18 protein-coding genes are annotated in these 17624 nt (G+C 63.8%); 5 read left to right on the top strand and 13 right to left on the bottom strand.

Annotation, left to right across the window (positions count from 1 at the left end; genetic code table 11):
* Positions 1-9 precede the first annotated feature (9 nt).
* Genes MMS95_RS00835 through MMS95_RS00815 form a run of 5 tightly spaced genes read right to left on the bottom strand, consistent with a single transcriptional unit; the run spans position 10 to position 4402 of the window.
* The gene (locus MMS95_RS00835; protein ID WP_004933172.1) at positions 10-396 is read right to left on the bottom strand and encodes a 5-carboxymethyl-2-hydroxymuconate Delta-isomerase; all 387 of its coding nucleotides are present in this window, start codon (positions 394-396) and stop codon (positions 10-12) included.
* A 50-nt stretch (positions 397-446) separates the two neighbouring features.
* Positions 447-1520 carry a 3,4-dihydroxyphenylacetate 2,3-dioxygenase gene (gene hpaD / locus MMS95_RS00830; RefSeq protein ID WP_099032679.1) on the bottom strand — a complete coding sequence of 358 codons (1074 nt, stop codon included), beginning with the start codon at positions 1518-1520 and terminating at the stop codon, positions 447-449.
* Between the two features lie 37 nt (positions 1521-1557).
* Positions 1558-3012, bottom strand: a complete 1455-nt coding sequence (hpaE, locus tag MMS95_RS00825) for a 5-carboxymethyl-2-hydroxymuconate semialdehyde dehydrogenase (RefSeq protein WP_033631722.1) — start codon at positions 3010-3012, stop codon at positions 1558-1560.
* Positions 3009-3773, bottom strand: a complete 765-nt coding sequence (locus MMS95_RS00820; protein WP_004933177.1) for a fumarylacetoacetate hydrolase family protein — start codon at positions 3771-3773, stop codon at positions 3009-3011. The genes hpaE and MMS95_RS00820 overlap by 4 nt, the downstream gene beginning before the upstream one ends.
* Positions 3770-4402, bottom strand: coding sequence for a fumarylacetoacetate hydrolase family protein (locus MMS95_RS00815; protein WP_154870154.1), 633 nt, complete (start codon positions 4400-4402; stop codon positions 3770-3772). Before MMS95_RS00815 ends, MMS95_RS00820 begins: the two co-directional genes overlap by 4 nt.
* A gap of 328 nt (positions 4403-4730) precedes the next feature.
* On the opposite strand from MMS95_RS00815, the gene hpaR reads away from it, so the two are divergent.
* The gene (hpaR, locus tag MMS95_RS00810; protein WP_046898065.1) at positions 4731-5183 is read left to right on the top strand and encodes a homoprotocatechuate degradation operon regulator HpaR; all 453 of its coding nucleotides are present in this window, start codon (positions 4731-4733) and stop codon (positions 5181-5183) included.
* Positions 5184-5276: 93 nt separating this feature from the next.
* Here the strand turns inward: hpaR and MMS95_RS00805 are convergent, their stop codons facing one another.
* The 7 genes from MMS95_RS00805 to MMS95_RS00775 all read right to left on the bottom strand — a co-directional run bounded on the left by MMS95_RS00805 (position 5277) and on the right by MMS95_RS00775 (position 12738).
* The gene (locus MMS95_RS00805; protein ID WP_242141308.1) at positions 5277-6068 is read right to left on the bottom strand and encodes an SDR family oxidoreductase; all 792 of its coding nucleotides are present in this window, start codon (positions 6066-6068) and stop codon (positions 5277-5279) included.
* Between the two features lie 4 nt (positions 6069-6072).
* Positions 6073-6870 carry a molybdenum cofactor biosynthesis F family protein gene (locus tag MMS95_RS00800; RefSeq protein ID WP_085337473.1) on the bottom strand — a complete coding sequence of 266 codons (798 nt, stop codon included), beginning with the start codon at positions 6868-6870 and terminating at the stop codon, positions 6073-6075.
* An 11-nt stretch (positions 6871-6881) separates the two neighbouring features.
* Entirely contained in the window at positions 6882-7664 is a 783-nt protein-coding gene (locus MMS95_RS00795; RefSeq protein ID WP_033631717.1) for an SDR family oxidoreductase, read from the bottom strand.
* The gene (locus MMS95_RS00790) at positions 7657-8247 is read right to left on the bottom strand and encodes a DUF3156 family protein (RefSeq protein ID WP_021505405.1); all 591 of its coding nucleotides are present in this window, start codon (positions 8245-8247) and stop codon (positions 7657-7659) included. The genes MMS95_RS00795 and MMS95_RS00790 overlap by 8 nt, the downstream gene beginning before the upstream one ends.
* Positions 8222-9715: an APC family permease gene (locus tag MMS95_RS00785; RefSeq protein WP_015376523.1), complete on the bottom strand. Its 1494-nt coding sequence runs from the start codon at positions 9713-9715 to the stop codon at positions 8222-8224. Before MMS95_RS00785 ends, MMS95_RS00790 begins: the two co-directional genes overlap by 26 nt.
* Positions 9716-9844: 129 nt before the next feature.
* Entirely contained in the window at positions 9845-11029 is a 1185-nt protein-coding gene (locus MMS95_RS00780) for an anaerobic sulfatase maturase (protein WP_242141307.1), read from the bottom strand.
* Entirely contained in the window at positions 11026-12738 is a 1713-nt protein-coding gene (locus tag MMS95_RS00775; RefSeq protein WP_242141306.1) for an arylsulfatase, read from the bottom strand. The genes MMS95_RS00780 and MMS95_RS00775 overlap by 4 nt, the downstream gene beginning before the upstream one ends.
* A 483-nt stretch (positions 12739-13221) precedes the next feature.
* On the opposite strand from MMS95_RS00775, the gene MMS95_RS00770 reads away from it, so the two are divergent.
* The 4 genes from MMS95_RS00770 to MMS95_RS00755 all read left to right on the top strand — a co-directional run bounded on the left by MMS95_RS00770 (position 13222) and on the right by MMS95_RS00755 (position 17206).
* A complete protein-coding gene (locus tag MMS95_RS00770; protein WP_004933198.1) occupies positions 13222-13869 on the top strand; it encodes a LuxR family transcriptional regulator in 648 nt (215 codons plus the stop codon).
* Between the two features lie 139 nt (positions 13870-14008).
* Positions 14009-15196: an MFS transporter gene (locus MMS95_RS00765; RefSeq protein ID WP_015376520.1), complete on the top strand. Its 1188-nt coding sequence runs from the start codon at positions 14009-14011 to the stop codon at positions 15194-15196.
* The gene (locus MMS95_RS00760; protein ID WP_088381217.1) at positions 15193-16305 is read left to right on the top strand and encodes a class II histone deacetylase; all 1113 of its coding nucleotides are present in this window, start codon (positions 15193-15195) and stop codon (positions 16303-16305) included. Before MMS95_RS00765 ends, MMS95_RS00760 begins: the two co-directional genes overlap by 4 nt.
* A gap of 94 nt (positions 16306-16399) precedes the next feature.
* Positions 16400-17206 carry an alpha/beta hydrolase gene (locus MMS95_RS00755; RefSeq protein WP_021505267.1) on the top strand — a complete coding sequence of 269 codons (807 nt, stop codon included), beginning with the start codon at positions 16400-16402 and terminating at the stop codon, positions 17204-17206.
* Between the two features lie 46 nt (positions 17207-17252).
* Here the strand turns inward: MMS95_RS00755 and MMS95_RS00750 are convergent, their stop codons facing one another.
* Positions 17253-17618: a cupin domain-containing protein gene (locus tag MMS95_RS00750; protein ID WP_242141305.1), complete on the bottom strand. Its 366-nt coding sequence runs from the start codon at positions 17616-17618 to the stop codon at positions 17253-17255.
* Positions 17619-17624: the final 6 nt, after the last annotated feature.

The raw sequence follows: 17624 nt of genomic DNA, 5'->3' as shown, positions 1-17624 counted from the left end.
ACCCCTTATTCACGCCTTGTTGAACAGCGCGTGGACATTGTTCTGTTTGTAATTCAGCACCGGATCCAGCTCTTCCATGGTGAAAGAGAGCGCCAGGTAACGCTGCGCCATCAGCGCGGCGAAGTGTTCCTTGATCAGCGCAAACAGCATCTCGCCCACCTGCTGACGGCTTTCCAGACTGCGGCCGTGGCCGATCTTCAGCGTCATGTGCACGAAGGCGTAATCCTGCTTGCCGTCGGCCATTTGCCAGGTATCAAGCCAGATGGCGCGGCTGCGCACGCCGGCCAGCGGGAAGATGCCGGTCGCCGCCAGCGCCTCGTTGACCTTGGCGAACAGGGTGGGCAAATCCGCCTCGCGGCGGATGTTGTCGGTACATTCAGCGTAAAAATGGGGCATAGCGTTCTCCACACGGCGCATAGGCGCGGGCGAAGCCCGCGCAGCGGCATTTACAGCGTATTGCCAAGTTTGAAACCTTTTTCCGTATCGCCCTCGCGGGTATAGGAAAAACCGTCTGCGCCGATGGTGACGGCCATTTCGCTGGGCGCGCTGCGTTCGATCACCGGCTGCGGCTGCCCATCGAGATCCAACACCAGCGATCCTTCGGTGTACCAGCTCGGCACCACCGGATTGCCCCACCAGTCGCGGCGCTGGTTGTCATGCACGTCCCAGGTCACGGTCGGGTTGTCCGGATCGCCGGTGTAGTAATCCTGCGTGTAGATTTCCACCCGGTGGCCATCGGGATCGCGCAGGTAGAGATAGAACGCGTTGGAGACGCCGTGACGGCCAGGGCCGCGTTCGATCACATCGGATTTGCGCAGCGCGCCGAGCTTGTCGCAGATGGCCAAAATATTGTGTTTTTCATGGGTGGCGAAGGCGATGTGGTGCATGCGCGGCCCGGCGCCGCCGGTCATCGCGGTATCGTGCACCGTCGCCTTGCGGCGCATCCAGGCGGCGTAAACCACGCCGTCTTCATCGCGGATGTCTTCCGTCACGCGGAAACCCAGCCCCTGGATATATTCCACGGCGCGCGGCACATCAGGGGTGATTTGGTTAAAGTGGTCGAGGCGCACCAGCGCGCCCGGCGTATACAGATCGTAACGCCAGGCCAGACGCTCGACGTGCTGCACATCGTAGAAAAACTCATACGGGAAACCGAGCGGATCTTCTACCCGCACCGCATCGCCGATGCCTTTGGCGAACCCGTTCACCCGCCGCTCGGTGCGGCAGCCAAGCGCCTTGAAATACGCTTCGGCGCGATCGACGTCTTCCGGCGTGCGCACGCGGAAAGCAAACGCCGCCACGGCGGCGACCGGGCCTTCGCGCAGCACCAGGTTATGGTGAATGAACTCCTCCATCGAACGCAGGTAGAGGGTTTTGTCATCTTCGGCGGTCACGACCAGGCCGAGGATATCGACGTAAAATTCGCGTGCGGCTTTAAGGTTCGTGACCTGAATCTCCATGTAGGCACAGCGCACGACGTCGGGAGCAGGGACAGCATTAGTGGTCAGTTTTGTCGTCATTGTTCTCATCTCTTTCGTTATTATTGTGGCATGAGGCTCAGACGCCCCATTTCGGGATCGGGTGGTCGCCCATGGAAATGCACACGTTCTTCATTTCGGCGAACACTTCGAAGCTGTATTCGCCGCCTTCGCGGCCGGTGCCGGAGGCTTTCACGCCGCCGAACGGTTGGCGCAGATCGCGTACGTTTTGGGTGTTGACGAAAACCATGCCCGCTTCGATGCCGCGGGCCAGGCGCAGAACCTTGCTCACATCCTGCGTCCAGATGTACGACGCCAGGCCGTACTCCACGTCGTTGGCCATGCGCAGGCCGTCTTCTTCTGATTTGAACGGCAGCAGGCAGGCCACCGGCCCGAAGATCTCCTCCTGCGCCACGCGCATCCGGTTGTCGACATCCGCCAGCACCGTCGGGCGCAGGAAGTTGCCGTGGCTCAAGCCTGCCGGTTTATCCGGGCCGCCGGCCAGCAGGGTCGCCCCTTCCTCCACCCCGAGGCGGATATAGCCGGAGACTTTTTCCCAGTGCTGCGGGCTGATCAGCGCCCCCACCTGGGTGTTGGGATCTTGCGGATCGCCGACGCGCAGACGGTTGGCGCGCTCAGCGAAACGTTTGACGAATTCCGGGTAGATGCTCTCCTGAATGAAGATGCGCGAGCCGGCGGTGCAGCGTTCGCCGTTGATCGAGAAGATGGTGAACAGCGCGGCGTCGAGCGCCCGCTCGATGTCGGCGTCTTCAAAGATCAGCACCGGCGACTTGCCGCCGAGCTCCATGGAGAATTTCTTCAGCCCGGCGCTTTCGATGATGCGCCGGCCGGTGGCGGTGCCGCCGGTGAAAGAGACCGCGCGCACGTCTTTATGGCGCACCAATGCGTCGCCGGCGGTGGCGCCGTAGCCCTGCACCACGTTCAGCACCCCGGCCGGAATGCCGGCCTCCAGCGCCAGCTCGCCCAGGCGATCGGCGCTCAGCGGCGACAGTTCGGACATCTTCAGCACCGCCGTGTTGCCCAGCGCCAGGCAAGGCGCAGTTTTCCAGGTGGCGGTCATGAACGGCACGTTCCACGGCGACACCAGCGCGCAGACCCCCACCGGCTGCACCAGCGTGTAGTTGAGCATCTTGTCGTCCACCGGGTAGGTCTTGCCGTTCATCTGTTGGCACACCTCGGCGAAGAATTCGAAGTTGTGCGAGGCGCGCGGGATCAGCACGTTTTTGGTCTGATGGATAGGCAGACCGGTGTCGGCGGTTTCCATTTCGGCGATTTGCGGCACGTTCTGGTCGATCAGTTCACCCAAACGGCGCATCAGGCGCGCGCGCTCTTTCATCGGCGTATTCGCCCACTTGGGGAACGCCTCTTTCGCGGCCGCCACCGCCTGGTCGATCTCCAGCTGGCCGCCAGAGGCCACCTCCGCCAGCACCTCGCCGTTCGCCGGGTTGGTGGTGGTGAAATACTCTTTGCTGGCGACGTTCTTGCCGTTGATCCAGTGGTTGATGGTTTTCATCGCAGGCTCTCCTCGTAATCTTTTTCACTGATAATGTGGTTAACCAAACGGCCGATGCCTTCGATCTCCACCACCACTTCGTCGCCCGGCCGCACGTCGGCCAGCCCTTTCGGCGTGCCGGTGGCGATCATGTCGCCCGGCTGCAGCGTCATGAATTCGCTCAGGTAGGCGATCAGGAACGGAATGTCGAAAATCATGTCGGCGGTGCTGCCGCGCTGGCGCAGCTCACCGTTGACGTAGGTGCTGAGCGCCAGCCGGTGCGGATCGGCGACGTCGTCGCGATCGACGATGTACGGCCCGATCGGCGTCAGGGTATCTCGGCTCTTCACCCGCAGATTCGGCCGGTAGTAGTTTTCCAGGTAGTCGCGGATGGCGTAGTCGTTGCACAGGGTGTAACCCGCCACATACTCCATGGCGCGCTCACGGCTGACGTTGCGTGCGGTCTTGCCGATCACCGCCACCAGCTCGGCTTCGTAATGCATGTACTCCACGTCGGCCGGACGCACCGATACCTGACGATGGCCGGTCAGAGTGTTCGGCGCCTTGAGGAACACCAGCGGCTCTTCCGGCGCCTTGAATTCCAGCTCGCTGGCGTGGTCGGCATAGTTCAGCCCCAGGGCGAACACCGTGCCCTGCGCCGGCGGCAGCCATTCCACTTCGCGCTCCTGCAGCACCTCGCCGTTCGGCAACGTGACGCGCAGCTGGTCGTCCACCTGAACGTTGACGATCTGGCCATGATGGCGAATACGGGCATGTTTCATGATGCGGCTCCTGCCTGGGTGACGCGGTTGCTCAGAGTGGGCAGGCCGGCTGCGCGCACCGTCACCTCATCCCCCGGTTTGATCTCCACCCGCTGGTGCGGGGTGCCGATCAGCACCGCATCGCCCGGCTGCAGGGTGATGAAATCGCTGATGGCGGCGATCAGCTCCGGCACCGAGCGCACCAGATCGGCGGTGGACCAGCGATCCTGCTCCACGCCGTTGATCTCGGTGACGATCTCCAGCCGATCGGCATTCTCCAGTTGGCCCATCTCTCCCAGCGGGCAGAACCCGTCGCGGCATTTGGCCTTGATCGCCGGGCGATAGAAGCTGCTCTCCGGCAGGCTGACGTCGTTGGCCAACGCGTAACCGGCCAGATAACGGCTCACCTGCGCCGCCGGCACCTTGCGAACGGTGTCGCCGATGATCACCGCCAGCGTGCCGCCGCTCTGCACGGTTTCACCGGCCGGAAACGGGATCGCCCCGCCGTTGGCGAGGTGGGTATTGCGCGGTTTGATAAACCACACCGGGGTTTTGGGCGGGGTTTGATACGGCGGCTGGTGAAACGCCTGATCCCAGGCGTCCAGTTGGCTGCGGTGGTTCAGCGCAACGGAAAATACGGTGCCTTTCATGCGAACTCCTCCAATGGCAAAAACATGACAACCGGCATTCATTAATATATTAATGATTACTTTTATACGCTGTGCAGCTTTTACGCAACGCGCTTGGAGTGATTTGTGATCGTGATAACAAAATATTCACAAATTACGAACATTAGCGTGATTATTCAATACATTAACCATTTTTCACGCCATTTTTCACTGCGCCTCGCATTTTTGCTTTATCCCTACGGGTAACTTTGGCTACTATTAAGTTATTAACAAAATCGGGCTTTGCGGGGCAGGCGCCCCCATAACGAGCGCCGTAACAACGAACACCTTGATAGCTAAGGCCAAACTTATGCATGAATCGTTAACCATCGCCCTGCTGCAGGCGCGTGAAACCGCCATGGGGTTCTTCCGCCCGATCCTGAAAAGCCACAATCTCACCGAGCAGCAGTGGCGCATCATCCGCGTGCTGGCCAACAGCCGTTCGATCGAATTCCACGAACTGGCGGCGGAAACCTGCATCCTGCGTCCCAGCCTGACCGGCATTCTGTCGCGCATGGAGCGCGATAAGCTGATCTTCCGCCTTAAACCGGTCAACGATCAGCGCAAGCTGTACGTGTCGCTGACCCAGCAGGGTCAGGAGCTATATGAAGTGGCGCGCCATCAGGTGGAGCAAGGCTACGCCGAGATTGAAGCCGCCTTTTCGCGGCAAAAAATGGACCAGCTGATGACGTTGCTGGACGAGCTGATCACCCTGGGCGACAGCCTGCCCGCCAACGTCACCGCGCATCCCGCCAAGCAGTGATTTAACCCACCGGAATTCTCACATTAATTGGTGTTGCCAAGGCGTAAATCCCCAGTCGCTTACTCAAGTAAGCGACTGGGGTGCGCGGCTGCATCAAACAAGCGGAGCATTCGTTTCCGGCAACAGCGCGCCGCCGTCCACCACCAGCGTCTGGCCGGTGATATAGGCCGCCGCCGGCGAGGCGAGAAACACCATCGCCGCGGCGATGTCTTCCGGTTCCCCCAGCCGCCCGAGCGGCACCGCGGCGGCGATCGCCTGATTCACCTGCGCGTCGCCCAGGTTGGCCATCGCCGGCGTGCGGATCATCCCCGGCTCCACGCCGTTGACGCGAATGTTCTCCGCCGCCAGCTCCAGCGCCGCCGCACGAATAAACCCGTTCACCCCGGCCTTGGAAGCGGCGTAGTGCGCCAGCCCCGGGTAGGCCACCCGCGGGCCGGTCACCGACGAGGTCACCAGCAGGCTGCCGCCGCCGGCGCGGCGCATCCACGGCAGCGCCGCCTGCGCCAGAAAGAACGGCGCCATCAGATTGACGCTCAGCGTGCGTTGCAGCAGGGCCGCGTCGATGGCGGCGAACGGCGTCAGCGGAAAGTAAGCGGCGTTGTGGATCACCACGTCCAGCCGTTGATGCCGCTCACCCACCATCGCCACCAACTCGGCGACCGGCCCCGGCTCGGCCAGATCGCAAGCCAGCGCCTGCACGCTCAGCCCTTCGTCCCGCAGCATTTGCGCCGCCGCCTGCGCCTGCGGCAGCTGCACGTCCGCGATCGTCACCTCGGCGCCCAGCCGGGCGAAGGCGCTGACGATCGCCAGCCCGATGCCCTGCGCGCCGCCGGTCACCAGCACCGCCTGCCCGGCGAAGGCGTCGGCCGCATAGGTTGCGCTCATCGGCCTATCCTCGCGGGTGGCGCGTGGTGTTCAGCACCTGCGCGTGGGCGCCCACCGCAAAGTTGCTCAGCGCGCTGAAATCGCTGCCCTGATAACCGAGGATCTTGCCGTCGGTGCGCATGCCCTGCAGATCGATCATCACCACGCCCAGCGTCGGAATGATCTTCTCGCGCCAGACGAACAGATAAAGCTGCTCCGCCACCTTCACGTAGTGGCAGCGATCGACGTCCGCCAACCCCTTCTCCACCCCGTCCAGACACTGCCAGGCGTAGAAGTTGTCGTTCAGGTAGATGTGCTCGTAGCGCTCGGTCGGGCTGTAGGTGTACATGTTGCGCATGCCGATCAGCTCATCGGTAAAGCCCGGCGGCGCCGCGTCGGCGTCATCCAGCGTGCCGAAGCGGAATTCGGCCTCGACCGCGGTCAGCGGCAGCCCCTGCTCCACCCGGCTAAAGGCATCGAGCCGCGCCTGCGCTTCGTCCGGCAGCTGGCCGTATACCGCGGTAAAGTTGCCCTGATTGCGGTCGCATACCAGCGTAATGCTGGCGTTGGCGCGGGCGGGATCGAGAAAATCGATGAACAGCACGCCGGGGCGAATGCTGGTGGCGCGATAGGCGATACCGCGCCGCTCCCCCCACTCCAGCGTCTGCGCGTCGCTGAACCGGCAACGTTGCGTCGCGCCGTCGCTGAAACGCAGCGTCAGCGTGGTGCCCGCCAGACCGTGCTGGCGTTCCAGCGTATTGCTGTGCGGCGCAAAGCCTTCCGCCAGCGCGCCAACCTGAATGAATACCGCTTCTGAACTCATGGAAATGCTCCTTACAGGGAAGTGAAAGCCAATGTCGGCACATCGACGATGGTAGAGCCGCCGTCGGCCACCAGCGCAGCGCCGGTAATGATTGAAGCCTCGCTGGAACAGAGGAAACGACAGATACGGGCGATTTCCTCGGCGCTGGCCGGCCGCCGCAGCGGCACGTCACGGCAGACCATCTGGTAGGCCTGCTCCAGCGAGATCTGATGGGCGTCCATCAGCAGCTGCATCTCTTCGTCCGCCATCGGCGTGGTCACCCAGCCGGGGCACACCGCGTTGGCGCGCACGCCCAGCGGGCCATAGTCGCGGGCGATGGAGCGCATCAGCCCGATCAGCGCGTGCTTGGCAGTGACATAACCGCAGACCTCCGGCCCGGCGGCCAGCGAGGCGATCGAGGCGACGAACAGCAGATTGCCGCCGCTCTTGATCAGCTCCGGCAAGCAGGCGCGCGCGCTGGCGAAAGCGCTGTTGAGGTTGCTGTCCATCGCCCCTTGCCACTGCTCGTCGGTCATCTCGGTAATGCGCTTGAAGCCCATGCCACCGGCGCTGCCGATCAGGCAGTCGATGCGCCCGGCGTCGCGCAGAATGGCCGGCAGCAACGTGTGGGCCCAGCTCTCGCCGCTGGCGGCGTCGCCCACCAGCGCCTGCGCGCCGATCTCATGCGCCAGCGCCGCCAGCGGTTCCGGGCGGCGGCCAATGATGAACACCCGATCGCCCTGCGCCGCCAGCAGACGGGCGCAGGCGGCGCCGACGCCGGTGCCGCCGCCGGTAATCACAACCACTCTATTCATGATTCAGCTTCTCCATCAGTTGGCCGATCATCAGCAGGCTGCTCAACAGCAGCCGCCGCTGTTCGGCGTCCAGCCGCAGATAGCGGCGGCCGGCCGGCAAACGGCTGACCACCTCCGACGCGGCGAAATGCTCGATATCCACCTGCCAGCGCCCGTCGTTCACCGTCAGCCGCACGCGGCGAAAATCCAGCTGCGCCAGCGTCTCGCCGATCTGCGGGTAGCGCAGCAGGCCAGCCAGCACCCGCTGCGCGGCCGCATGGCGCTGGCGCAGCAGATAGCGCACGCCGCGCCGCCGCAGCCAGCCGCCGGTCACCACGTCCAGCGTCAGCGGGGGCTGTGCTGCGCACGCGCCCTGTAACCGAAAGCGGTGGCTGACGATATGCGCCATAAACAGCCCCTGCACCTGTTCGCTGACCTCGATCTGCGGCCCCTGCGGCAGCGTCAGCCGCAGCAGGCCCGGCGCCAGGCGTTCGCACGCGTAGGGTTCCAGGTTGCGCGCCAGACGATCCAGCGCGGCGCCCGGCCGATAGCCCGACGGCGCTCGCCGCCAGGCGCGATTAAGTGAGGGAAGTAAGCCGATCAAACTGCGCCTCCTCGTTTTCGCCCTTGGCGAACGCGTTCTCCAGCACCTGCTCGACCGGCACCGGCTTGAACGGATTCACTTTCTGCACGCACAGCGTCCAGAACAGCGCATAGGCGGCGGTCAGGCCGATCATCCAGCCGAAGGGAATGTAGACGTCGCGCGGGTTCATCCCCGGCGGCGTGATGTAGACGATGGCCAGCACGATGCCGACGCTGGAGACGATCTGCGGCAGCGGGAACCACGGCGATTTATAGGCGCGCGGCAGATCGGGGCGGCGCAGGCGCAGGATCACCACCGAGCAGGTCACCAGCAGGTAGGCCACGCCCCAGGCGCACACCGCCGCCAGCACCAGCGGAATGATCCTATCGAGGTTGCCCTGAATGGCGAAGGCATGTACGCAGGGGATCAAGACCGCCACCAGAATGCCGACCACCGGCGTCTTAAAGCGCGGATGCAGATAGGCGAACATGCGCGGCAGCGCGCCATCCAGCGCCATGCCGTACAGAATGCGCGGCACCGCCGCCATCAGCGTATTGATGGTCGCCGCGCCCGCCAGCAGCAGGCCGACGCCCAGCCAGTATTTGCCGAACTGGCCCATCACCTGGCCGGCGAACGCCGGGATGGCCATCGGCGTTTCCAGCAGACGCGTGCCGCTGGCGGCGTCGATCACCACGTTTTCCACCTGGTGGCTGAGCGCCGCGCCGTACAGCGCCATGCACACCGCCACGCCGCACAGCCCGAGCGCCATCGCCCGCGGGATCACCCGATCGCAGCGTTTGATCTCCGGCGCCATCGGCGTCACCAGCTCACAGCCGACGAACATGAACATCGCCATACCGATCAGGCTGAATACCGCGAAGGGATCGTTCAGATCGAGCGTGCTGCCGAACCAGCCCTCGAGCGGCACCGCATGCGGCGACAGCAGCCCGACGATGCCGAAAATCACCAGCGTGCTCCACATGGCGAAGGTCAGCACGATCTCCGCCTTGCCGAAGGCCTCGATGCCGAACGCGTTGAGCAGGCCGAACACGACGACCAGCCCGACGCCGACCATCCAGGAGGCGTTATGGCTTTCCATCAGGGTGTTGAGATGCTCGAAGTTCACCAGCGCCATGATGCCGGAGAGAATGGTCTCGGCGGTGCCGGCGAAGATGTGCACGATCAGGTAGGCCGACAGCGCGCCGGTGATGGCGAAAAAGCGCCCCATGCCGCAGGAGATGTAGTCGTAAACCGAACCGGAGGTCGGCAGCAGCGCCGCCGCTTCGGAGAAAGTGGTGAGCTGCGCCTGCATCATGATGAAGGCGATCAGCATCGCCAGCGCGAAGGTGTCGCCGCCGATGCCGAAGCCGCTGGTGACCGTCAGGATCACCGGGCTGGCCATGATCACCCCGACCGAACTGGCCAGGGTGGTGGGAAAGCCGACCTTGCCTCGAGCCAGGTGGGCGTGCAACCGCGACGACAGGTTCATGGTTATTTCCTCTTATAGTTTTGGCCTGATGCATGCAGGTGCTTGCAGGTTTTTCACCGCCAGCGGCGGTCATCTCACTATAGAGAGGAAAGGAAAATGCTGACTATCGTCCTTAAGGACGAGACGCTTTCAACCTGCGGCGGCGCTCACGGCGGCGCGCCACTGCATCGCTCCCTGCGGGCTGCGCGGGTAGACGAGCAGCGGCGCCAACAGCGCGGAAAAGAAGGCGTAATAGCCGGCGCACAACCGGTTGTAGCGATCTTCGCCCACATGCGCCGGGCAGCCGCCCTGACAGACGCTTTTCACGCTGCAGCGTTGGCACTCGCGGCGCAGGCTTTTGTTCTTGCCGAACGGCATCTCCGCCGCCCTTGCCGCCAGGGTGGCGAGCGGCGTGTGGCGATCGGCATGGCCGAGCAGGTGCTGCGCATTGATCAGGTGATCGCAGGCGTAGAGGCGACCGTCCGGCTCCATCACCAGATTGCCGCCGCAGCGTTCGGCGTGCACGCAGCTGGGGCTGACGTGGGTGAAATACTGCGCGTAGACCTGTTCGATGTTCATCACAAACACCTGACCGACGTGCCCGCGACTGCGCCAGCGGCGGTACACCGCCAGCATGAAACGCCCCCAGTTGGCGGCGCTCAGCCCATAGCCGGCGGCGGGCGCATCCCCTCCCAGCATCAGCGGCTGAAACTGCAGATAGCGCGCCCCGATCGCCACCGCATGATCGTAGATCGCCTCGGCGCGATCCGCGACGCCGTCGTGCACCACCATCAGCAGGTTGAAGTCGATCTGATGGCGCTGCAGCAGCGCGATGCCGCGCAGCGCGGCGTCATAGCTGGCGCCGCCGCGCTTGTCCGGCCGATGGGCGTCCTGCACCTCGCGATCGCCGTCCAGGCTGACGCCGATGATGAATTGATGCTGCCGGAACAGCCGGCACCAGGCGTCGTTCAGCAGGGTGCCGTTGGTCTGCAGGCTGTTGCTGATCCGCACGCCCGGCGGCGCAAAGCGGCGCTGCAACGCCAGCGCCCGCTTGTAAAAACCGATCCCCGCCAACAGCGGCTCTCCACCCTGCCAGACGAAGTTGATCTCGCGGCTATAGCGCGGCTGGGCGGCGATGTAGCCGCGGATAAACTCCGCCAGCAGGTCGTCGTCCATCTTGCGCGTCCGCTCTTGCTGGCGCTGCGGATAGTAGCAGTAGCGGCACCCCAGGTTGCAACCGGCGCCGATCGGCTTCACCAGCAAATGAAAAGGCGCCGCCGCGCGCGGTTCGCTCTCTACCGGGATCTGCTGCGCGCGCAGCTGGGCCAGGTTCATGGCGCCGCCTGCGGCAACGGTTTGTGGGTCTGCGGATCCAGGCCGATGTAGTCGCCGGTGCTGGCGTCGACGCCGAGATAGTCGATCGCTGCACCTTTGGCTTCAATAACCATGCTCTGCTGCGCAAAGCGGCGATACGCCTCGCTCAGCCGTTTGACCCGTTCCGGGTCGGCGGCGGCCAGATCGCGCGTTTCCAGCGGATCGTCATGCAGGTTGAACAGCCCCCACGGCGCCATCTGCGCCGTCGGCCCGGCCTTCACCAACCGCCGCAGCTTCCAGATGCCGTCTACATAGGCGGCCTGGTTATGCAGCTCCACGCCGTAGGTCGCGCGCGGCACACCGTCGGCCTCGCCGCTGAAATAGCGCTTGAAGCTGACGCCGACCATCGGCAGCGTCGGTTTGGCCTTCAGCGGTTTGCTGGCGTCGATGCCGGCATAGTCATACAGCGTCGGCGCGATGTCATACACCGCCATCGGCGTGCGATCGATACCGCCGCGGCCCTTCAACCCCGGCGCGGAGATGATGAAATCGGTGTTGATACCGCCCTGCGCGCTGGTGGTTTTGTGGTAGTTGGCGTATGGCGCGTTGCTGACGTTGGCCCAGTGCGGCCCGTAGGAGATGAACGATCCCTTGCGGCCGAGGTTGGCGTAGCTGTTGTCGAACTGCCGCCAATACTCCGGCTTCGAGCCGTAGTAGAAGCCGCTGGCCGGGTTGGCGCCGTTGTCGGTGGCGAACACGATCACCGTATTTTGGTCGCGGCCGGTCTGCTTCAGGGTGTTCAACACCGCGCCGACCTGATCGTCCATGTAAGCGATCATCGCCGCGTACACCTGCATGGTCTTGGCTTCATATTTTTGCTGTTCCGGCGTCAGCGCGTTCCAAGCCTTATCCAGCGCCAGCGTCGGCATCGGCGTGCGATCGGAAATCAATCCCAGCGCTTTCAGGCGCTGAATGCGCTGCTGATAGGCCTGCTGATAGCCGGCGTCGTATTTGCCGTCGAATTTGGCGATCCAGTCATCCGGCGCCTGCAGCGGATCGTGCGGCGCGGTAAACGCCAGATAGGCGAAGACGGGTTTATTCTGCGGAGTATCACGGATCCACTGTTCCAGCTGGTCGGCATAGGCCTTGCTGGAATAAAAATCTTTGGGCAGCGACACGCGCTTGCCATTCAGGGTGTAGAAGGTATGGAACGCCTCCACGGTGCCCAGCGGTTTCGCGTCGTCGAAATGGCTGGTGCCGCCGCCCATAAAGGCGAAGGCGCGCTCGAAGCCGCGATCGGTCGGTTTGGCGCCATCAACATAGCCCAGGTGCCATTTGCCCGCCATCATGGTGGCGTAACCCGCGTCGCGAAAACGCTCCGGCAGCGTGATCACGCGGTCGGTCAGGCGCATTTCATACCCCGGCTGCGCGGCGGTGCTCTCATACCACCACATGCCGCCCATGCCGGCCTGCTGGTTGGTGTTGCCGGTCATCAACATCGACCGCGCCGGCGCCGACATCGGCGAGGTGTAGTACTGGCTCATGCGCACGCCCCGTTCGGCCAGCGCCTGCAGGTTGGGCGTCGGTATCTCGCCGCCGAACGGGCTGATGTCGGAGTAGCCCATGTCGTCCACCAGAATGATCAGCACATTGGGGCGATCGGCGTCCGCCCCCTGAGCCAGGCCCGATAAGGCGCCGCTCAACGCCACCGCCAACGTTTTTTTCTGCATCGTCCGTCCCCTGTATGGTCATGCGGACTGAACAACCCGACGCTTCAGCCCGAGAAAGGTCATCATTTTTTCGTCTTATACGTTTGGCGCCGCCTGGCGCTATCTTCAATTCGCAGTGTAGGAAGCGGCGGAAAAGCCTGGCTATCGTTCTTAAGAACGAGGGACGGCGGCCGGCAGCGGCGGCTGTAGCACGCGCAGGGCGGCGAAAGCTTCACCCGAGCAAGCATTGAAAAGCGCTGTAAATTCAGCGGGAAAAGCGGTGAATTATTTCATTAACCTATTAATGAAAATCGCGATAAATCCGAATGAAAAAGCCCTAATTAACGCAGTGTCATCTTGTTATTTATGTGTTTTATTGCAATCGGCCTCACGTTGTTAATATGTTTTTATTGTGTTGCCAAATTGCTACAACTATGCTTGTATCGTTCATATATTGACCGCCAACCTTCTCCAGATTGAACGATAAAGGGAGGAACACGAATCATGCACAGCACCGCATCCGATGCCTTTATCAACAGCTGTTTGGCGACCATTACGCACCTAATCCCGGTGTCTGCCGGGGTGTTTTATCTGGTCGATCGCGACCTGCGGCCGGATCACTACATCCTGCACGGCATGCCCGATAAAACGCATCAGCAGTACCTGAACCACTTCCAGCAAATTGACCCGCTGCAGCCGGCCAACTTCCACCGGCAAGACATCACCATGGTCGGCATGAGCCCGGCGGCGATCGCCGGCAACCGCCGCTATTACCACGACTTTATGCTGCCGAACGACATGCGCGACATGACGGAGATTTTTATTCGCCAGCGTAAGCGCATCGTTGCCGGGGTATCGTTGATCCGCGATACGCCGTTTACCGAAGTGGAGCGCGGCCGCCTGCGCGCGGTACTGCCGCTGATCGAGCTGGCGACGCGCGATCTGCTGCCCGACAGCGAGGCGCAGCTGCTGACCGCCAAAGAGCAAGAGATCGTCAACATGGTGCGCGAAGGCGCCAGCAATAAGCGCATCGCCCTGAAGCTGGGCATTTCGCTGTCTACGGTGAAAACCCATATGCGCAATATTTTCGCCAAAACCGACGTGGTGAACCGCACCGAACTGGTCGCCGGCGGTTTTCTCGCTCACGGTTAACGCCCGATAACGGCCGCCGCTGCCGGCGGCCGGAAAATAACGCCAGAACGTATTCGCCATTTATGGCGCGGCTTCCCCCTGCCCGCAATCGGGCCGGGCGGGATATTTCATCGTCACTCAACGCTTGGGGAAAAGGTTTATGTCCAGTGATTCGGTTTCCGCGCCCGCCGTCGGCGCGGCGCTCCCCTGCCCACCGCGGCTGCTGACCGCCATTATCGTCTTCGCCGCCATTGCGCCGGGCATTCTGATGACCGCCCCCGCCGTGGCCGCCCAGCTCGCGACTCAGTGGCAACTCGGCCCGGCGCAGATCGGCCACCTGTTCTCCACCGAACTCGGCGCCATGAGCCTGGCCACGCTGCCGGCGTGGTGGTGGATCGGGCGCATCAACTGGCGGCGGGTCGCTACGCTGTCGGCGCTGGTGTTTATCGCCGGCAACCTGGCTTCGGCGCTGGTGCAGGATTTCACCCTGCTGCTGCCGCTGCGCTTTATCGCCTCGCTGGCGGGCGGCACCCTGATGATCCTGTGCATCACCTGCGCCGCCGGCACCGCCAACCCCAGCCGGGTGTATGCCTTCTGGGTGCTCGGCCAGCTGGTGCTGGGCGCGGTCGGGCTGCTGGTGCTGCCGCCGCTGTTCGCGCACTTCGGTCTGATGGCGGTCTACCTGATTTTGGCGGCCATCATGCTGTGCTGCCTGCCGCTCATCCCGGCGTTCCCCAACGGTTTTACCGCCGCCCGCGCCGCCCGCAGCGGCCCCGCCGCCTCGCTGGCGCGCAAGCTGTGCGCCGTGCTGGCGGTGCTGACCTTTTACATCAGCCTGAGCGCGGTCTGGACCTTTATCGGCGGCATCGCCGCCGGCGCCGGGCTGTCGCCGGCCCACAGCGGCCAGGTGCTGGCCGTCGCCACCTTGCTCGGCATCGTCGGCGCCGGCGCCGCGGCGCTGATCGGCGCGCGCTTCAGCGGCGGGCGCCTGATCGTACTGGGGTACGCCCTGCTGCTGGCCAGCGTGGCGCTGCTGACAGGCCAACCCCTGCTGCTGCGCTTCGCCCTGGCGGCCCTGCTGTTCAAATTCACCTGGACCTTCGTGCTGCCATTCATTCTGGCGCGGGTCGCCGGGCTGGATAACGACGGCAAGCTGATGAACGGCATCAACTTGGTGATCGGCGGCGGTATGGCCATCGGCCCGACGCTGGCCGGCTCTTTAATCGAATATTCCGGCGGTTTCAACGCCTTGCTGTTCGGCGCGCTGGGCTGCGCGCTGCTGTCGCTGCTGTTGATTTCGCTGGCTTCACCGCGCGCACCGCGCCGTATAACAGGAGGAGAAAGGTGAAAAGAACAACCGGTTTCTTGTTTGATGAACGCTGTTTCTGGCACAGCACCGGCCTGCACGCCACCACCCTGCCGGTCGGCGGCTGGGTGCAACCGCCTTCGGGCGCCGGCCACGCCGAATCGCCGGAAACCAAGCGGCGCATGAAGAATCTGATGGACGTGTCCGGCCTGTCGCGCCAACTCACCCTGCTGAGCGCCGAACCGGCGACGGAAGAAGACCTGCTGCGCATCCATCCCGCCCACTACCTGCAGCGCTTCAAACAGGTGAGCGACAGCGGCGGCGGCCTGCTGGGGGAGGAGGCGCCGCTGGGGCCGGGCAGCTATGAAATCGCCAAACTCTCCGCCGGACTGGCCTGCGCGGCGGTGGAGGCGGTGCTGCAGGGCGAGCTGGATAACGCCTATGCGCTGTCACGCCCGCCGGGCCACCACTGCCTGCCGGATCAATCGATGGGCTTCTGTTTCCTGGCCAATATTCCCATCGCCATCGAGCGCGCCAAGGCCCGCTACGGTCTGGGCAAGGTGGCGGTGCTCGACTGGGACGTGCACCACGGCAACGGCACCCAGCATATCTATTGGCAGCGCGGCGACGTGCTGACGCTGTCGCTGCATCAGGACGGTTGCTTCCCGGCGGGCTATTCCGGCGAACAGGATCGCGGCGAAGGCGCCGGGGCAGGCTGCAATGTCAACGTGCCGATGCTGGCCGGCGCCGGCGACGACGGCTACCTGCACGCCATGCGGCGCATCATTATCCCGGCGCTGGAAAAATTCGAGCCGGAGCTGATCATCGTCGCCTGCGGTTACGACGCCAACGCGCTCGATCCGCTGGCGCGCATGCAGCTGCACAGCGACAGCTTCCGCGCCATGACCGCGCTGGTGCAAGACGCCGCCGACCGGCTGTGCGGCGGCAAGCTGGTGATGGTGCATGAAGGCGGCTACGCCGAATCCTACGTGCCGTTCTGCGGGCTGGCGGTGATGGAGCAGCTGAGCGGCGTGCGCACGGAAGTGCAGGATCCGCTGCTAGAGTTCATCCAGCAACAGCAGCCGCGCGACGCGTTCAACCGCTTCCAGCGCGAAGCGCTCGACGAACTGGCGCGCCAGTTCGGCCTGTAATCCCCTCTCTGCGGGCGCCGCATCCGGCGCCCCTGACAAGCTCGCCGCCAGCCGCTACGCTGAAGGGCAACCCTACCACCATGAGAACAATAATATGTCCGAACAAACCGTCAGCTTTATCAAAGGCCGTCACGGCGACATCGCCGTGCACGACTGGGGAAACGACAAGCCGCGCTATCTGGCGCTGCTGGTACACGGCTACGGCGAGCATCTCGGCCGCTATCAATACGTGGCGCGCACGCTACAGGCACAGGGGGCGCGGGTATTCGGCCCCGATCATCTGGGCCACGGCCTGTCGCAGGGCGAGCGCGTGCTGATCGAGGATTATGACGCCATCGTCGACGACGTTCAGCGCGTGGTCGAGCATCTTCGCCAACAGTATCCGACGCTGCCGCTGGTGGTGATCGGCCATTCGATGGGCGGCATGATCGCCACCCGCTACGTGCAGCGTTATGGCGAGGAGGTGCGCGCATTGGTGCTGTCCGGCCCGCTGCTCGGCGACAGAACGGCGATTTCCGATCTGGCCGAGCTGCCGACGATCCCCGACGCGCCGCTGGATACCGCCACCCTGGCGCGCGATCCGGCGGTTGGCGCGGCCTATCAGGAGGATCCGCTGGTGTGGCACGGGCCGTTCAAGCGCCCCACCCTGCGCGCCATGCAGCGGATCCTCGCCGCCATCAACGCCGGGCCGGGGTTCGGCGCGCTGCCTACGCTGTGGATCCACGGCGACGACGACCGGCTGGTACTGATGAGCGAAACGCAAACCGCGCTCGATCGTCTGCAGGGCGACGATTTCGAACGGATGATCAACACGGGCGGGCGGCACGAGAGCTTTAACGAAACCAATAAGGATCAGATCCTCAAGCGGGTAACCGACTTTATTGCGCGGGCGTTAGGTTAAGGTGCTCCCCCTCGGCATTCAGCCTGCTGAGGGGGGCATGACGGCGTCAGCCCTCGACGATGGCGAGGTAGTGTTTGACGAAGCGATCCGAGGTGATGTCCCAGCGCACCGGGGTGCCCTTCTCGACGAACCAGGAATCGCCGGCCTGATACTGCACCGATTCGCCGGTGCGTTCGTTGGTCAGGGTGGCGCTACCTTCCCACACCGTGGCGTGCTCGGCGAACGGGTACTCCATCACGAAGCTGCCGCAGGTGCAGCTGAACACGCCGCAGTTCAGGTTGTCGGTCGGTTCGCCGAAGATGCTGGCCACGCCGACGTTTGGCGTGCCGGCGATCACCGTGGCGCCCAGGTTGCTGACGCTGCCGATCTCCAGCAGTTCCGGCAGCGGTTGTTTAAGCAGTAACGGTTTCATGTCATT

The organism is Serratia sp. PGPR-27 (assembly GCF_022678525.1).
Classification (GTDB): Bacteria; Pseudomonadota; Gammaproteobacteria; order Enterobacterales; family Enterobacteriaceae; genus Serratia; species Serratia nematodiphila.
The sequence above is the reverse complement of the archived record's forward strand: the minus strand, read 5'-3'. Positions and strand labels throughout refer to the sequence as shown.

Coding starts and splice junctions, on each gene's coding strand:
- MMS95_RS00835 (WP_004933172.1), bottom strand. CDS start 396: ATGCCCCATTTTTACGCTGAATGTACCGACAACATCCGCCGCGAGGCG.
- hpaD (WP_099032679.1), bottom strand. CDS start 1,520: ATGACGACAAAACTGACCACTAATGCTGTCCCTGCTCCCGACGTCGTG.
- hpaE (WP_033631722.1), bottom strand. CDS start 3,012: ATGAAAACCATCAACCACTGGATCAACGGCAAGAACGTCGCCAGCAAA.
- MMS95_RS00820 (WP_004933177.1), bottom strand. CDS start 3,773: ATGAAACATGCCCGTATTCGCCATCATGGCCAGATCGTCAACGTTCAG.
- MMS95_RS00815 (WP_154870154.1), bottom strand. CDS start 4,402: ATGAAAGGCACCGTATTTTCCGTTGCGCTGAACCACCGCAGCCAACTG.
- hpaR (WP_046898065.1), top strand. CDS start 4,731: ATGCATGAATCGTTAACCATCGCCCTGCTGCAGGCGCGTGAAACCGCC.
- MMS95_RS00805 (WP_242141308.1), bottom strand. CDS start 6,068: ATGAGCGCAACCTATGCGGCCGACGCCTTCGCCGGGCAGGCGGTGCTG.
- MMS95_RS00800 (WP_085337473.1), bottom strand. CDS start 6,870: ATGAGTTCAGAAGCGGTATTCATTCAGGTTGGCGCGCTGGCGGAAGGC.
- MMS95_RS00795 (WP_033631717.1), bottom strand. CDS start 7,664: ATGAATAGAGTGGTTGTGATTACCGGCGGCGGCACCGGCGTCGGCGCC.
- MMS95_RS00785 (WP_015376523.1), bottom strand. CDS start 9,715: ATGAACCTGTCGTCGCGGTTGCACGCCCACCTGGCTCGAGGCAAGGTC.
- MMS95_RS00780 (WP_242141307.1), bottom strand. CDS start 11,029: ATGAACCTGGCCCAGCTGCGCGCGCAGCAGATCCCGGTAGAGAGCGAA.
- MMS95_RS00775 (WP_242141306.1), bottom strand. CDS start 12,738: ATGCAGAAAAAAACGTTGGCGGTGGCGTTGAGCGGCGCCTTATCGGGC.
- MMS95_RS00770 (WP_004933198.1), top strand. CDS start 13,222: ATGCACAGCACCGCATCCGATGCCTTTATCAACAGCTGTTTGGCGACC.
- MMS95_RS00765 (WP_015376520.1), top strand. CDS start 14,009: ATGTCCAGTGATTCGGTTTCCGCGCCCGCCGTCGGCGCGGCGCTCCCC.
- MMS95_RS00755 (WP_021505267.1), top strand. CDS start 16,400: ATGTCCGAACAAACCGTCAGCTTTATCAAAGGCCGTCACGGCGACATC.
- MMS95_RS00750 (WP_242141305.1), bottom strand. CDS start 17,618: ATGAAACCGTTACTGCTTAAACAACCGCTGCCGGAACTGCTGGAGATC.